At 55.1% G+C, this 15805-nt stretch carries 14 protein-coding genes, 1 tRNA gene and 1 riboswitch; of the genes, 9 read left to right on the plus strand and 6 right to left on the minus strand.

Annotated features, from left to right (window positions below):
• The first annotated feature begins 224 nt into the window (after window positions 1-224).
• A complete protein-coding gene (gene drt3a / locus JC200_RS24455) occupies window positions 225-1442 on the plus strand; it encodes an antiviral reverse transcriptase Drt3a (protein ID WP_443111909.1) in 1218 nt (405 codons plus the stop codon).
• Between the two features lie 57 nt (window positions 1443-1499).
• On the opposite strand, the gene JC200_RS10935 is transcribed toward drt3a, so the two are convergent.
• Window positions 1500-3947, minus strand: coding sequence for a DEAD/DEAH box helicase family protein (locus tag JC200_RS10935; protein WP_274436285.1), 2448 nt, complete (start codon window positions 3945-3947; stop codon window positions 1500-1502).
• A gap of 124 nt (window positions 3948-4071) precedes the next feature.
• Between JC200_RS10935 and JC200_RS10940 the strand changes: the two genes are divergently transcribed.
• A complete protein-coding gene (locus JC200_RS10940; protein ID WP_274436524.1) occupies window positions 4072-4659 on the plus strand; it encodes a class I SAM-dependent methyltransferase in 588 nt (195 codons plus the stop codon).
• A 36-nt stretch (window positions 4660-4695) separates the two neighbouring features.
• Here the strand turns inward: JC200_RS10940 and JC200_RS10945 are convergent, their stop codons facing one another.
• Window positions 4696-4995 carry an antibiotic biosynthesis monooxygenase family protein gene (locus JC200_RS10945; protein ID WP_274436286.1) on the minus strand — a complete coding sequence of 100 codons (300 nt, stop codon included), beginning with the start codon at window positions 4993-4995 and terminating at the stop codon, window positions 4696-4698.
• A gap of 178 nt (window positions 4996-5173) precedes the next feature.
• Here JC200_RS10945 and JC200_RS10950 point away from each other — a divergent pair, with 178 nt between their 5' ends.
• Window positions 5174-5698: a PadR family transcriptional regulator gene (locus JC200_RS10950; RefSeq protein ID WP_274436287.1), complete on the plus strand. Its 525-nt coding sequence runs from the start codon at window positions 5174-5176 to the stop codon at window positions 5696-5698.
• Between the two features lie 57 nt (window positions 5699-5755).
• Here JC200_RS10950 and JC200_RS10955 read toward each other — a convergent pair whose 3' ends face one another.
• Together JC200_RS10955 and JC200_RS10960 are read right to left on the minus strand one after the other, a co-directional pair.
• Window positions 5756-7378 (minus strand): NRAMP family divalent metal transporter, encoded by a 1623-nt coding sequence (locus JC200_RS10955; RefSeq protein WP_274436288.1) that lies wholly within the window; start codon window positions 7376-7378, stop codon window positions 5756-5758.
• A gap of 195 nt (window positions 7379-7573) precedes the next feature.
• A riboswitch (M-box (ykoK) riboswitch) is annotated at window positions 7574-7738 on the minus strand.
• 129 nt (window positions 7739-7867) lie between these two features.
• Window positions 7868-7943 (minus strand) — tRNA-Arg (locus tag JC200_RS10960).
• Window positions 7944-8157: 214 nt separating this feature from the next.
• Here JC200_RS10960 and JC200_RS10965 point away from each other — a divergent pair.
• Entirely contained in the window at window positions 8158-8691 is a 534-nt protein-coding gene (locus tag JC200_RS10965) for a hypothetical protein (protein ID WP_274436289.1), read from the plus strand.
• Window positions 8692-8843: 152 nt separating this feature from the next.
• The gene (locus tag JC200_RS10970) at window positions 8844-9506 is read left to right on the plus strand and encodes a peroxiredoxin (RefSeq protein WP_274436290.1); all 663 of its coding nucleotides are present in this window, start codon (window positions 8844-8846) and stop codon (window positions 9504-9506) included.
• 133 nt (window positions 9507-9639) lie between these two features.
• On the opposite strand, the gene JC200_RS10975 is transcribed toward JC200_RS10970, so the two are convergent.
• Window positions 9640-9972 carry a hypothetical protein gene (locus JC200_RS10975; RefSeq protein WP_274436291.1) on the minus strand — a complete coding sequence of 111 codons (333 nt, stop codon included), beginning with the start codon at window positions 9970-9972 and terminating at the stop codon, window positions 9640-9642.
• A 118-nt stretch (window positions 9973-10090) separates the two neighbouring features.
• Window positions 10091-11122 (minus strand): hypothetical protein, encoded by a 1032-nt coding sequence (locus JC200_RS10980; protein WP_274436292.1) that lies wholly within the window; start codon window positions 11120-11122, stop codon window positions 10091-10093.
• A gap of 336 nt (window positions 11123-11458) precedes the next feature.
• Here JC200_RS10980 and JC200_RS10985 point away from each other — a divergent pair, with 336 nt between their 5' ends.
• From JC200_RS10985 to JC200_RS11000, 4 genes are read left to right on the plus strand one after another with little or no spacing between them, the layout of a single operon-like run.
• Complete coding sequence (locus JC200_RS10985; RefSeq protein ID WP_274436293.1) at window positions 11459-12283, plus strand: SDR family NAD(P)-dependent oxidoreductase; 825 nt, start codon at window positions 11459-11461, stop codon at window positions 12281-12283.
• Window positions 12283-13392 (plus strand): S-adenosylmethionine:tRNA ribosyltransferase-isomerase, encoded by a 1110-nt coding sequence (locus tag JC200_RS10990; RefSeq protein ID WP_274436294.1) that lies wholly within the window; start codon window positions 12283-12285, stop codon window positions 13390-13392. The genes JC200_RS10985 and JC200_RS10990 overlap by 1 nt, the downstream gene beginning before the upstream one ends.
• A 53-nt stretch (window positions 13393-13445) precedes the next feature.
• A complete protein-coding gene (locus tag JC200_RS10995; protein WP_274436295.1) occupies window positions 13446-15065 on the plus strand; it encodes a GAF domain-containing sensor histidine kinase in 1620 nt (539 codons plus the stop codon).
• Entirely contained in the window at window positions 15062-15754 is a 693-nt protein-coding gene (locus tag JC200_RS11000) for a response regulator (protein WP_274436296.1), read from the plus strand. The genes JC200_RS10995 and JC200_RS11000 overlap by 4 nt, the downstream gene beginning before the upstream one ends.
• Window positions 15755-15805 lie beyond the last annotated feature (51 nt).

The following is a 15805-nucleotide window of genomic DNA, read 5'->3' on the forward strand; positions in this document are numbered from 1 at the left end:
TAGTAACCCCTTCTTTATCCTGGAATATTGCATTCTAGCATTGGATCTGCTAGGTTTTCCGCAGATCCGATATTACACAACCGCCAGTTTGCCAGTCCCCGGTGGTGCCTTTTGAGGTGATAAGCGTGTCGTATTTGGATGAAGAACTACTGGAGAACTACTACAGTTCTCTCGTCCCACGACTTAGAACGGGACTTGACCGCGTAACCCCCGCAAAGTTTGAAGTGAGTCGAGGGGAACATTTCGCCATCGTAATCCGTAAGGTTCAAAATGGCACATACGGATTCTCTAGACTCAAGACACTGAAATTGTCTAACGGACGGCGTGTGTTTGTCCCAACTATTAGAGATAGAATAATTTTGGATATTTTGAAGGATAGAATCCGAGGTAAATACAGGGTAAAATACGGAAATCGTCCCGATATAATTGATGAAATAATCGGTAAACTAAGGATAAATATGCCTTATTTCATCGTCAGACTCGACATCAAGGACTACTTCGAGTCTATACCTCACCACTTACTCCTACACAAGTTGCGAAGAAGTGCATTACTAGACTATGAGGAGTATCTCCTGGTTAAGCAGATTATTCGTAGGGACCGAACATGTGGAATCCCCCAAGGGCTCTCAATTTCCAATGTCCTATCGGAAATCTTTCTAGAGAGCTTAGATGACTCACTGAGACTGTCCCATCCCAGGATTAATTCATACTTTAGATATGTGGACGACATATTCATACTAATAAATGGCAATTTTCTCCCTTCGGAGACCGAACAATTTAAACAGTGTATCAATTCAATTTTCGCGTCTCACAGGTTGTCGATCAACAATGATAAGGCGCAGTACCTTACGTTTCAGAGCAACCGCGATGATGTGACACCTGTTGAATACCTTGGGTATAAGTTCTCTTCGAGTGGAGGTAGGCTCCATGTCTCGATCGCTGACAGCAAGGTCGCGAAACTGAAGGATCGGATAGATGCCATCTTCAAGGCGTTTGACAACACAGGGAACTACGCTGTCCTGTTCGAACAACTAAAGTACATTACCTATAAAAAAAGCGCCTTTAGGACGAATGTGAAAATTATACGTGGAAGACCCGTCCGGCTCAAAAGAAAAATCTATTTTGGCGTTACCGAAAGCTACAAACGGGTTGCAGTAGAAGATAGTGTATGGGCTAATTTAGACCGTTATCTTCGTGGTAAGATCCGATACAGAAAGGCGTTAGGGAAGCTGTCGACGCGACACCGCTTAAGGAGTTTGTTTTCGATCAGTTTCGCCGCATGTCGCCAACATGACTACATATACAAACTACACCTGTTGTCACGGACGGATCTTATTGACAAGCTTCTGCGTCTAGATCCGGCCTTAGTACGTAGTCACCTTGCTACGGAGTCGAGGAACCAACTTTTTTCGAGATATTTCGCCATCGTAAACATATCATGAACAACCAAGGAGACCTTCCTACTAATTTTTGTGGCTCACGCAACTACGTCATATGCCTCAACTCTTAGCCTGTCTCTTCCGCTCAAAATAGACGTGCAGCCGGTACAAACATATCTCCCTTGTCCACTTAAACAAATCGGTGTTGAGGTCCTCGCGGTCGAGTTCAAACCAGAACTCCGTTCCACTAAACCTCGCAATCCCCTTTGACGACCCCGACCACTTGGTCATAGGCATCTCAGCGATGAGATTGGCTACCTTACCTTGATCATACTGAATCAAGTTTTGCGTCTCCCGATCGTTAAAGTCGGTCCGCCGACGATACTCCTTCTCCACGTAATAGGCGTGGAAGAACGGGGCCACCTCCCCCGGGGAGATTGGCTTCGGCCAATCCTGTTCCCCGCGTTCCAGCATAGCGTGCAACAAGACCATCTTGTAACTCTTCGTCATGCGTGTAGACTCGACTTCCCGAAACCAGTCGTCGAAGTCCCGAAGGACGTCTTCTTCTCTTTCACCTAACTCTCCAATCGCACTGAGAAACGGAAAGTATCCCCCGTATTCCTGTTTGATCGCTTTGCTGTCCGTACTGCCGTGCAGGTGCATCTCGAGATAAGTGGGTCTGCGGCCGAGGTCCCGTTTGACGGAAAGATAACCCTCACGCAGGAGGTCCTTTCTTGGGTGCCGCTTCGACCGCATGACGCGAATGAGATCGATGACCCGTAGGTCGAGGTCAATCGAACATTCATCAGGCACACTTGGCGGAATGCGGATGGTCCGCACGCTCCGAACATCCTCACGCACTTGCGCAGCGTCGAACAAGCCCAGCTTGATGTCAGCGTTACGGTAGTTGCCGATAAGGTCAATGATGGCGCAGTGCGTCTTACCCTCGTGAATCCGCAGTCCGCGCCCGACCTGTTGAGTGAACACAGTCAGCGACTCCGTCGGCCGCACAAACAGTAGAGTATCTACTGCTGGGATGTCCACGCCCTCATTGAACAGATCCACTGTGAAGATGAGTTCCAAATCCCCACTGTTGAGCTTCTGAATCGCCTCTGCCCTCTCACGCGCTGACGAACCGCCGTGCAAACAGACGCAACTCACACCGCGCGACTGGAAGAACCGCTGCAAAAACTGCGCTTGGACCACAGACGAACAGAACGCGATAGCTCGGGTCTGCTTGTGAGTCTGCCAAGCGCTGTAGGCCAATGTCGCCATGGACTCTCGAGTTTGCACGGCCAGCAGCTCTTGTTCGTCATATCGCGATCCTAACCAGCGGATTCGGCTATAATCCGTCTCGTCGTATACACCGATATAGTGAAACGGCGAAAGCCACCGGCGCTGTATCGCCTCGACAAAATCCATTCGATAGGCTACGTTCCCGTCGCAAATCGCGTACACATCACGGGCATCTGTCCTGTCGGGTGTCGCCGTGATGCCAAGTAAAAAGTCCGGCTGAAACCAATCGATCACAGCTTGGTAGCTCGTGGCGGCTGCATGGTGAAACTCATCGACCACAATGAGGTCAAAGTGATCCGGAGGAAATTGGGTTCTGTGATGCTTACGCGCGAGCGTCATGACCGAGGCGAACACAATATCGCCATCGGATTTTTTCTCTGTACCGGTGAATAAACCGCCACGCCTCTCCGGCAGAATTCGCGCAAATGCGCGCTGCGCCTGCACCAGTATTTCTTCTCGGTGCGCAATGAACAGGACCCGCCGAAAGTCCTTGGCGAAGAGTGCGGCCAAGAACGTTTTCCCAAGGCCGGTCGCCATGACCACAAGCGCCTTGTCGTACCCCTCATCGCGTGTGGATGCCAATTCCGCCAGCGCCTCTTCCTGCGCAGGACGAAGTTCGATAGCATCCGGATAATCCAGCTTTGCGTCGTGCACTGCATCGGCGTCCTGCTCAGTCGTAGAGACATCCTCGAACATTGTGGCCAACTCTTCGGCCTCGGACCACGCCTTGGCCAGGTTCATATGCTGGCTGTGGTATAATTCGTACTCCTCTTCGTACGCGGCAATGGTCACAGCGTTGACCGATACAGTACTCTCTGAGTAAAACATCTTCAAAAAACGAACTTCAGCCTCATTCACTGGTATGTCACCGTCCGGTGCTGCAACAGCTAAGTTCCATTCGACACCAGTTGTTAAGGCTGACCTCGACAGGTTGGATGACCCGACGATGACGGCGTCGTCGCCGATTGCTTTGCGAAATATGTAAGCCTTCGGATGGAAGGAGACGCCTGCGCTTTTCCAGAGGCGCACCTCTATGCCCGGGTGGATGGCAATCAGGTCGGCGAGTGCCTCGGGCTGCGTGACAAACAAGTAGTCTCCTGTCAAAAATTTAATGTCAGCACCGCGGTGAGCGGCTTCTCGTAGCGCAGACTCAATCAGGTCCACACCAGATATCATAGTAAAGGAGATTAGGAGATAGATTGTCTCTGACTCCTCAATATGCCGGAGACATTCATCAATCAGGTGTGACGTAATCAGCTTGATAGAAGTCATGTTTGGCTATGCCCCGTTCGCGCCCACGGATTTACTTTATTGTATACTAATTTATTAGATTAGACTGATCCGGGGAGGAGCGGCTGAAATCGAAAACCCTGCAAACGAATTCAAGAGAGACCTGATTACGGCGTACAACCGACAAGCCGCAGAGCGCAACGCGTCGTCGAGGCAGGACTGGAAGGTAAGCGAGCGCGATGCTTTCCTCGCCTCTATCCGCAGTTCGGGATTGACAAGACTGCTCGAGATTGGAGCTGGACCGGGGCACGACTCGCTGTTTTTTCAGGAGAACGGGCTGGACGTGACGAGCGTAGACCTCTCCCCGAACATGGTGGACCTGTGCAAAACGAAGGGCCTGCGAGCAGAGGTGATGGACTTCTCTCACTTGTCATTTCCTGACGATTCCTTTGACGCCGTCTGGGCCCTGAACTGTCTTCTGCACGTGCGCAAGGCCGAACTGCCCGAAGTCCTGACAGAGCTTCGCCGTGTACTTCGGCCAGGCGGGTTGTTTTACATGGGCGTATATGGGGGACAAAACTCGGAGGGTGTTTGGGACGACGACACATACGAACCGAAGCGGTTTTTCTCCTTTTTTGAGATGGACACGCTCAAGGGCATACTCTCTGAGCACTTTGCCGTGCAGGACGCGCACGCTTTGCCGCACTCCAGCGACCTGATGTTCCTTTCCTTCACTCTGCAAGTTCAATCGTGAAAAGAGCCCCTTCACAGGGGCTCTCCGTAGCATTGCTTAGGCCATCACTTCGGCGTCGTAAAGGGTGACTTGAGCCTGTCCGTGAGATTGTTGCGTCTGCTCCGGATTTTGACCACCATGGTGACTGCGGAACGACTCACTGTGGATGTATTTCTCAAAGTGTTCGCGGGACTCCCACTTCGATACGGCTAACAGTTTTCCTGACTCTTCGACCCACATTTCAAACCCGAGGAATCCTTCAAACTGTTTGAGGTCTGGCGCGTTGCTGCGGAACCTCTCAAGCATCCGGCCGCTGTGCTCTTTCGGAACATCAATGCTATTGGCTGCGATAAACATTGGACATCCTCCTCTGTCGAAAATGAGCTGGTCGTACATATCACAAACGCACGGGGACAAGCGACACTTCTTGGCCAATAGTCACCTATGACTATCCGGCTCGATTGTAGCCTCTTTGACCAATATAGTCAACAATGACTATAATATACGTAACGAAGGTCTGCGAAGGAGTACAACTATGGACAATCGCGCGTTGCTCATCCTAGGTATGCTGATGGCGCAAAGCCAGCATGGATACCAGATCAACGAATTTATAGAGAAGAACCTCAGCCGCATCACGGACATGAAAAAACCCACTGCCTACGCGACGTTGGACCGTCTCGGCGAGAGTGGATGTGTGGATGTGAAGTTGGAGCAAGAAGGGAATCGCCCGACGCGCAAGGTGTACTCGATTACGCCGCGAGGCGTGAGTCGCTTTTTTGAGTTGCTCCGAGCCAATCTGTCGCAGTCGGACAAAATGAACTTCTCCAGTGACATCGGCATGATGTTCATCGATCACTTGCCGTCCGAAGAGTCCGTCACCCTTCTCGAGGAGCGGCTTGGGCAGTTGTCCGTGCAGATAGGACTGTATGAAACTGCGCCTCGCCACGGCTACGGTCTCGGCGTCGACTTTGCGATCGAACACGACTTAGTTCACCTCAAAGCCGATCACGATTGGCTTCGTTCGGTGATTGCACGTCTGCGCGAAAACGGCACCGTGTAGGTGCCGTTTCCCGCTTGGAGCCTTTGTGGGGCCATCTCTGGCATCGGGTCAAACCGTTCAAGCCCCCATCGACAGCTGAACGATTTTTACGACGAGCATCACCACAGCAATCACCAAATACCCACGTAGCGTGGCCATGGCCACCTTCTGAGTGGGTGACCAAACCGCTTTCGGCAGTTTGGAAAGCGGCGGCATTCTCCATGTGTCACGGTCTGCCTGCGATTGAACCACTTTGGCTGCCGGGCGGCGCCGCATCCACAGTGCGCCTGTCACCAATAGACCCGCCAGGAACAAACTAGCGGAAATGAGAGCCAGCACCTGAACGTTCACATTCGGGAAGAACGTCGCGACCGCGAGAATCAGCGAGAGGACGACGAGCACGCCCACGATGACGCTGCCAATGACATTTAGCCACGGGCGATTCACCCAAGGCCCTAACACGGCCTTGTCGTTGCACAAAAGCAGCAGAAATACGGTTGCGCTCGGCAGCAGAATGCCTGCCAAAGCCTGGACGCCGGTCGTGATGAGCCCAAGTGGAGCGTGCGGAATCACGACAACGCCAGCCGAAAACAGGATGACAGCCCCATACACGAGGTAAAAGCCCAAGCCATCCTTCACAGAGCGGTGCAGCGAGTGTTTGGTCCCAACCACATCTCCGAACGCATACGAAGTCGACAGTGTGACTGCGGCCGCCCCAATCAACGAGGCGTTCAACAAAATGATGGCAAACAAGTCCCCCGCCAAGACACTGACGTGTTGAGACAAACCCGTCATAACCGTCCCGGCGTTCACGAATTGCCCAGCCAAATTGCTGCCCTGGAACGCAAAGGCTGTGGTCGCAATGATCGCCGTCGCACCAAGCACAACAACGACTGAGCCGATGACCGTATCAGCCCGCTCGTACGCCATCCACCGCGGCGTCAGTCGCTTGTCGATCACGTTCGATTGTTGGAAGAACAACTGCCACGGTGCCACCGTTGTGCCGACCATGCCGATGATGAGAAGGAGTGCGTTTGACGTAAAGCCGCCGCGTACACCGGGCTGCAGAAAACCTGTGACAATCGGGCCGGCGGCGGGATGGGCCATCATCACGAGCGGGATCACAAGGAAGTTTGTGATGACCAGCACGTACATAAACCGCTCCCAGCGCTTGAAACTGCCGGTCACCGTGATGCCAATCAGCACAGCGGCCGCAACCGCCACCGAGATGAACGGACTCACACCGAAGTGACTGAGTGCCATGCGAATTCCAATAAATTCGGTCACGATGGTCAGCACGTTCAGGACGAACAGGTCACCGACCGAGAAAGCTCCCCAAAACTTGCCGAACCGCTCAAAAATCAGGCGCGCGTGACCCACTCCCGTCATTAGCCCAAGGCGCACCACCATTTCCTGATTGACAATCAGAACGGGGACGAGCAAGAGCAATACCCAGAGCAGGCTGGTTCCGAAGTTTTGTCCCGCCTGAGCATAGGTTGCAACGCCGCCGGCGTCATTATCTCCAACCATCACGATGAGTCCCGGACCCATGATGGCGAGCAAAGTCAAAATCCGTGTTTTCCAACCCTTGCGAAGGGCATGGTCGGACACGCGTACGGTGCCAAATGCCCCTTCGATGTCACCAACATGCTGGCTGTCGAGAACAGCCAGATCTTGAACCGCTGCATTTCCACGCATCATTGTTAGCCTCCTTGAAGACGTGATAGGAGGGACAGAGTTCCCCACAGTACATGTTCAAAACCGAGTAATTCAGCTGCTGCGACTGATGACTAGGGCCTGCGTCCACACCTACCACCTCCTTCAAAGAAGCAAAGATAAAAATCCCCCGGCCGCAGCTCGGGGGATTGGTTTTGCGCATCAAAACAAAGATGTTTCGTGCATCCCCCTGGTTGAGCTTTAGCACTATGCAACGTAGAGTTTTCACTCAGCCACGTTAGGTAAAGCCTTAATCCGGCAATACCTGTTGACCCATTGGCGTCTTTCGACGTTTCCGGGTAGTGGCTTGTGTTCACATAGACGCCTCGCCTAACGAGGACTCACTGTATTCAGTTCATTTCCGACAACTCATTATGCTTCCCGCTTAGTCGCATGTCAATGAAAAGATGAGGCGTTTCTGAGCAGCCTAAAAGCTGAACAGAAACGTCTCATCAGAGACGCATGGAGATGAACTGGCGCGCCCGGCAGGAATCGAACCTGCGCGTGCAAGTTTAGGAAACTTGTGCCTTATCCGCTTGGCGACGGGCGCATGTAGTGAATGAGCGAGACCGTTACAGTATACAAGACGACTACGCTTACAGGCAAAGGGGAACTGCCCCCTCAATCCGCCCACCCTATCACGTGCGCACACGCCCTGTTTCCTGCGGTGCAGAAATTCTTTAGTCGAATGGCTCGTACAACCGGGATTCCCCTCGCATTGACTAAACCAAGATGTATCGCACACAGATGAGGGGGAACTCTACATGGCCATTCAAGCGGGAACTTGCGTTGGTGCCCTGTACTATAAGCAAACAAACGGGAGTTGGGTTGTCGGTGTCCACAACGGCAAAACCAAGCGGACTGTAACGAGTCAGACGCCATTGTATCTGGTGCATGTCAGTAACCGCAAAGAGTTCTTTCAAAAGAATCCGAAGCCCATTATTTTTTACAAGACAGAGGCAGAATACCGAAAGGCCTTGCTGAATCCGCCGAAAAATGGCACACCCTTCGGTATACGCATCGCGACCAAAGTGACCTCATCCCCCGGAGCAAGTGGATGTATTGCCTTCCTTGAAGGAGGTACTACCGCTCACAACGGTGTGTTCATAATGTACGTGACCCCTGACGGAAAGGTGTACACAACTGTCGACAAGGCCATTGCAGCCGTCAAAAGCATTCCTGGCGGAACCTTGACCTACTTGCACTGGAACCTCAAGCCGCTCGGCAGCGGGCGCTACAAGCTGGTACAGGAGACCACGGCGAAGACAAATGTGACGAACCTGCGATTGCTGCCATAGTAGACTGTTGACCTGTTCAACAGTGCCGTCTCGAGCGGCAGCGCCCTTTGACCTGCCGCTCTGTCATCCCGTTCTTATGCGTCCTTGAATAAGAGTGTGGCAACCGGTGAAAGTTATCAGTAATCGTCTGTATTGTGCCTGGAGGTGTTTTCTTGTCAACCACAGAGCCGGCAACTTCGTCCCCGTATCCTCGTCTCAACGAACCAGCGCCCGATTTTCAAGCTGTGACCACACAAGGTGTAAAAAAACTGAGTGGTTACCGTGGCAAGTGGGTTGTGCTGTTCTCCCACCCCGCAGACTTTACGCCAGTATGCAGCACTGAGTTTCACGGCTTTGCTGCCCGAGCTGGCGAATTCGAAGCGCGCAATGTACAGTTGCTCGGCCTCTCGATCGACAGTGTCCATTCGCACCTAGCCTGGATAACCGATTTGGAGCGCATTTTCGGTCAGAAAATTCCGTTCCCGGTCATTGCCGACCTGGACATGAAGGTAGCAAAACTGTACGGCATGATTCATCCGGGTATTTCCAACACATCAGCTATCCGCTCTGTATTCGTGATTGACGACAAAGGGGTACTGCGCGCCATGATTTACTACCCTATGAGCGCGGGCCGTAACATCTCTGAAATCCTGCGGCTTGTCGATTCGCTTCAAACCACGGACACGCACGGTACTCCAACTCCTGCAAACTGGAACCCCGGCGACCCAGTCATCGTCCCTCCCCCTGTGGAAGCATCTGCAGTGGAATCAGAGCAGGAAGCGCAAGAGAAAGGGTACGATTACAAGAGCTGGTACTTGCGGTTTAAACAGTTGTGAGATAGAACGAGCGTATGGCCACATGACTTCGGGTGGGATATTCGCAATGCGCGGCAGCGCCAGCGGGCTCTGCCGCGCGTTTTAGCGACCTGATCAACTCTTCGGCGCATACGAAAGTTCGGCTAAAACGACTTCAGAACACGAGAGGTACGTACCCGTCATTTATGTAGTCTGACACCGTCTGTCCGACGTATTCCAGTTGGATCCCAAGTTGCGCGAGTTTTTCCGTCACTCCACTGTTGTCGGATATAAATTTGCATGCGACTGGCACCTGATACTCAGCCAGCATCGCAATAGCCTGCTGCACTTCCTCGTCCTCGGCAAGCAGCGATTCAAATGGGCCAAAAAAACAGACCTTAACTTCCTCCAACCACTTGTTTCTGATCGCATTGATGCCATACAGTGTACCCGCTAACGCCTTTTCCTTTTCCGCTGTAGACAGAATTAACAACACTTTTTTCCCCACGGTAAAACCCCTCCTTAGATTTACTCTTCGGATATCATATTAACCGTCATGCCGCCGTCGATCACTATGTTTGCACCTTGTCCACCGCCCGTGACGATGACAACCTTCCCATCGCAGCTCAGGCGGGATCTCCCTCCAAGCATTCACGGTTGCTTTGCAGATGCCCAAGTAACTCCGGGTTAGCACATATCGCCAACAAAACCAACAGCAGCCCAGAGTTAAAGTCTGTGGCTAACGGGTCCTGGATTTGACCAAACGACTGCCCGACCCACCAGTAGAGAGTAAAAAGCACGATGGATAACCAAACGGCAACGCGCAGTCGAATCCTAAAAAACAGCATGATGGCGAGGGCGAGTTCGATGCAACCCAATACCACCGAATACACCGCTCCATGACTATTCAAGGCCTGCGCCAACCACGGCACCATAATCGCCTGCCGCAATCCGCCTGCAGTTAAATACACTGGCTGTAGGTGTAGTACAAAGCCAAGAGCCAACAGCCCAGCGAGTGATACCTGTGCAAATCGAACAGAACTACCCTGCCATTCCCGACTATTTCTTCCTTTCTTCGGGAACACCGCAATCCCTACGAGAGCGTAAATGACCACGGCGCCAGGCGCGCCGTTCAGCAAGAGCGTTTGACCCGTCAGGAGCTGTCCTGTCCCTTCGCCGAAAATCCAGACAATACCGCTCCAGATGAGCGACGCGACAATGGTTTGCCTGACTTTCACATTGAACATCAGGGCCACCCCGAGTGCCAGCTGTACAAGCGCAAACAGTGAGTTCCAGACGACAAGGTTTCCCGCAACCACGTGGGCGCCCCAGTGGATCATCGTCGAGATCCACACAGGTTGTCCGTCACTGGTTGGGAGTATCACCTGCTGGATAAACGCTTGGCTAAACATCTGGGGTTTCAGTTGGAAAATGCCGTCAAGTAACCACATCACGCCTAATGCGGACTGCATGGTTCGGCGCGAGACGGTGAGTGAAAATGGGGTGTCTCGCCTATTCATCGCGGACCCTGTGCTCGCAGCGACGGGCGGCGCATCTTCGTGCGCAAGTTTTTCAAGCTTCGTATACAGCTTCAAAATGCCAAAACCGAACATAACAACGAGCCCTAGGCTGAAGACCATCGTCCAATAAGTCACCATACTGTTCACCACTCTACAAGCGCCATTTTGCTCATTTTTAATCATCCATCGCGCCCGATTCACTGTAAACACTCGATCTCGACCCAGTCATGAGGGTTCTGTGCCAATCCTGTGGCAACTTCGTGACCACACGCCGCACCCCACTACCTGCAGCCTTCACCTCACCTCGGGGCCCTACCCTGTCGTACGACCAAAGTTGTAGGCCGGACTACGACTTTGCGCAGACGCCTCACGACCCCTCGCGGATTTACGCTCGTGACAGCAAGTCGATTGGCGGGAGACTCTGCACGGTCCTCACGACAGTCATCGAAATGCAACCGAGGAGGAGGGCTTCACATGACAGCAGTAAATTCGAAGGTCGAAAAGCAATCCAACACGCCAGTCGTCGTCATCACGGGTGGAACTCAGGGGCTTGGCCTTGCACTGGCACAGGCCTTACTGAACGCCGGTTTTGCCGTGTCGCTCTGCGCGCGAACCGGGGCGGACGTTGAAGCCGCCCGGATGCTACTGACCCGCAAACACCGCAATAGCGTGGTCGGCGAACAGCTCGGTCAAAGCGTTGACAGCGACCCTGCCCGGTTGCTCGCCATGCCTGGAGACGTGGCCGATCGCGATTTTCAACGCGCGCTGATTGCTAAGACAGCCGAGACGTTTGGACGCATCGACGCCGTGGTCAACAACGCCTCAACGCTCGGCATTTTGCCGATGCCAAGCGTGACGGACAGTACGACAGAAAATGAAGCGCAGGTGTTCGACGTCAACGTCTTTGCGCCGCTGCAACTCATCCGGCTGGCTTTACCGCACCTTGCGACACAGACGCAGAGCCTCATCCTTGGCATCTCAAGCGACGCAGCCGTCGGTGGCTATCCGGGCTGGGGTGTGTACGGCGCGTCGAAAGCGGCTCTCGACCTGTTTCACAAAACGCTCGCTGCTGAACTTGCTGACCAGCGCATACTGGTTCACAGTGTTGATCCGGGCGACATGGACACCGCCATGCACCGCGCCGCCGACCCCGGCGCACAGGGGCTGACTTCCCCCGCTGCGGTCGCTGCTGCGTTGCTGGCGCTGTTTCAGCCGTTGAAAGGCGAAAACAAATTCCTGTTTACGAACGGTGTCCGCCTGCAAGTGACACGAGACGGACTTATGGAGGTGACTGCGTGATGGCGCACCTTCAAAATGACCTGGTGTTGTGCGATGAAAGCATCCTAGCGAGTTCGGCTCAGAGTAAACCCTACGACTTGTCCCTACACTTGTCTGCGCAGCCGCTTCCGGCGACGACAACACCAGAGGAGCGCGGACTGGAGCGGGATGCAGTGCGACTACTGGTGCTGCACAAATCCACGGGAAAGACTCAGCATGTGCGATTTCACAAGATGGCGGATTACCTCGACCCCGGCGACGTGGTCGTCGTCAACACCTCGAGGACACTGCCAGCCAGTCTGCCCGCCACGAACATCGTCACGGGCGAACCGCTGCGAATCCACGTCGCACTCCGCATGACGCCGCGTACCTTCGTGGTGGAGCGCAGGACGGTCGCCGGCGAAGCCGATACGCGTTTATTCGAGACCGGGGAACAATTGCTCATCGGCGGTACCCGCGCCACCGTCATCGGCCGGTTTCACCCGGACAGCCGCCTGTGGTACGTCGAGACGAACGACAACCTGTGGCGGGTGGCGGAGCAATTGGGGCAGCCGATTCGCTACGGTTATCTGCAGTCGAAACCAGAGATTGAGGCGTATCAGACCGTGTTTGCGCAACACCCCGGGTCGGCAGAAATGCCATCCGCGGCGCGGCCGTTCAGCGACCGCGTTGTAGAAGCGCTCAGGCAAAAAGGCGTCGTCATCGCCGACATCACGCTGCACACGGGCGTGTCGAGTCACGAGGTGACAGGACCGCTTGCTCGGCACCCATTTTTACCCGAGTGGTTCAGTGTCTCAGAGGCTACCGCGCAAGTCGTCAATCGGGCGAACCGTGAGGGTCGCCGGGTCATCGCGGCAGGGACCACTGTGGTGCGCGCCCTGGCCGCTGCGACAGACACAGAGCGGCCTGTCATCGAAGCAAAGGCCGGTTGGACGACTATCGTGATCACGCCGGACAATCCGGTTCCGACCGTCACTGGCCTCATCACTGGGCTGCACGACGACGCAACGAGTCACCTGGCGATGCTGTATGCCTTCGTGCGGCCCGATTGGCTGCGGGCGGCGTATGAAGAGGCGATTGCGCGCGGGTACCTGTGGCACGAGTTCGGAGACTCCAACCTGATTTTGTAGTGTAAACTGGAACTACATGGGCCGGGACTGGCCACAGGTTGAGGAGGATAGGTATGGAGGAGCGCGGCTTTCAACAGGCGCCAGACCGCATCAGAGTCTTTCGCGACATCGCAGAGGCGCTCAACCAAGCCAACGACATCTCCGCCGCAATGGAGGCGATTCTGCCGATGCTCGGCGACGCGCTCGGGCTCGAGACGGCGTGGGCCTTCCGCTTCGACGAGCACAAGCGGTCATTTGTCGAAGTCGGCGCGAGCGGTCTGCCACCCGCGCTCGACGAGTGTCAGCAGGCGAGGCTGCGGACCGGGTGGTGCGAGTGTCAGGACCAGTTCGTGGAAGGCAAGCTCGGCGAAGCCGTCAACATCGTCCGTTGCAGCCGGCTCAAGTCGGCCGTTGGCGATACGGGCAACCTGCACTTTCACGCCAGCATTCCGCTGCGCAGCAAAGGCAACTCGCTGGGAATTTTAAACCTCGCCGCTCCAGGTCGCACCGTGTTTGACGAAGCGGCGCTCGCGTTCCTGCAGACGGTCGGGCAGCAAGTCGCTGTCGCTGTCGACCGCGCCCGCCTGTTTCAACAGGTGCGTGACAAGGCGACGCGGTTGCAGCAACTGGCAGAGATTGCTGCAGCCTGGGTTAGGACGACTCCACCGCAGACGCTGTTGCAACGTGCGCTTGAGTCGTTTGTCGAGAAATTCGGATACGCGGCGTGCGGCGTAACGAGCGATAACGCTGGGAGTGCCGAGATTGTCGCGGTGGCCGAGGCGAAGCCGGGTGCAAGTGAAGATGAAGGCGCGTATGTGTATACGGTTACTACCGCCGAGGAGACAGATAATCAAGCCCCGCCTGCCGCTGACTGCGACAGCATCCTCTTGGCACTGGCGTACACCGCCGTATCGACACCGCTGCCGCTGACAGCGTATGAACTTCGACTGGAAAGCCCGCTGCCAAACGCGTTTAGCGCGGCGGACCAAGAACTCCTCGACGCGTTCGCCTGGCAGCTCGCCGCCGCGTACGCCGGTGCGGACGCGCATGTGCAGGCGATGCGCCACGCCTACCTCGAGGAACGGCACCGCATTGCGGCGGAACTTCACGACTCTGTGAGCCAGCGCCTGTTTTCAGCGCAACTGCTGCTGCGAACTGCTACCGCGCAGATGGAGTTGCAAAGTCCGGATGCCGAGGTGACGGTGGCGCGGGTTGGGCAACTGTTGTCCGAGAGCCAGCAGGAGATGCGCGATTTAGTGCGGGCGCTTCGCCGCCTTGATGACGAAACATCACTGCTCGCAGACCTACAGGCCCGCATCTCGACTCTAGCCATGCAGCCCAAGCCAAAGGTGGAGTTGGTGCTGTCAGCATCAACCATGCCAGAACCTGCGCCATTCGTGCGCGCGACGCTGCTCGCGATCGTCGACGAAGCTCTGCACAACGCGCTCAAGCACGCGAATGCCCAGTCGATTCGAGTGTTGGTTGACAAGACGGACGACAATTTGCTTATCACAGTCGTGGACGACGGCATTGGCTGCCCGCTCGTGGCAATTGGCAGGGGACTTGGCACGCGTACGATGGTAGAGCGAGCGGCTGCGATCGGTGGGACCGTGGCGATCGACGGGCAACCGGGCCGCGGCACTCGCGTGGTGATTGACATTCCGTACGGTGCTTCCGGGGGGCTGGGCAAATGAGCGAGGAAAACACCCGCATCCGCGTCGCTATTGTCGACGACCACCCGGTCGTTCGTGAAGGACTGCGCGCTTTTTTGCAGTTGGCAGGTGACATCACGGTGGTCTGCGAACTCGACACTGGCGAGGCGGCCGTGCAAGTTCTGCAGGACACGCACTTGGCAGTCGATGTGGTTGTGATGGACTTGAAGATGCCAGGGCCGGTCGATGGCGTCGAGGCCATTCGGCGTCTGCGCAATTTGCGGCCAGGCCTCAAACTGCTCGCCCTCACTTCGTTTCAGGATAGGGAGACGGCCATTTCCGCGCTGGCGGCTGGGGCTGTCGGATACTTGCACAAGGACGTACCGCCCGACCTTTTGCTCGGAGGCATTCGTCAGGCGGCCGCAGGACGTATGGTGATGGAACAAACAGCGTGGGCAGCGACACAGGCGAGCCAACCAGAGCGACTGCCACGCGTGCATTCTGAACAGGCAGTTGGAGATTCTGCCGCCGCGGAGCCCCTAACCGATCGTGAGCACGATGTCCTCCAAGCCATGGCACATGGTCTGTCCAATAAAGAAATTGGAGGAACGCTCGGGATCAGCGAGAAAACCGTCAAGGTCCACGTCAGCCACATCCTCAGCAAACTTGGTGTGCTCGACCGAACCCAGGCGGTGCTGCTGGCAGCGAAGCGCGGAATGGTAGAGATTTAGTCGCGTGCAGCGGCCACCGGTGTGCATAGGTCAATTTGTATCGCTTCCTGT

Source organism: Alicyclobacillus sp. ALC3 (genome assembly GCF_028751195.1).
GTDB lineage: Bacteria > Bacillota > Bacilli > Alicyclobacillales > Alicyclobacillaceae > Alicyclobacillus_L.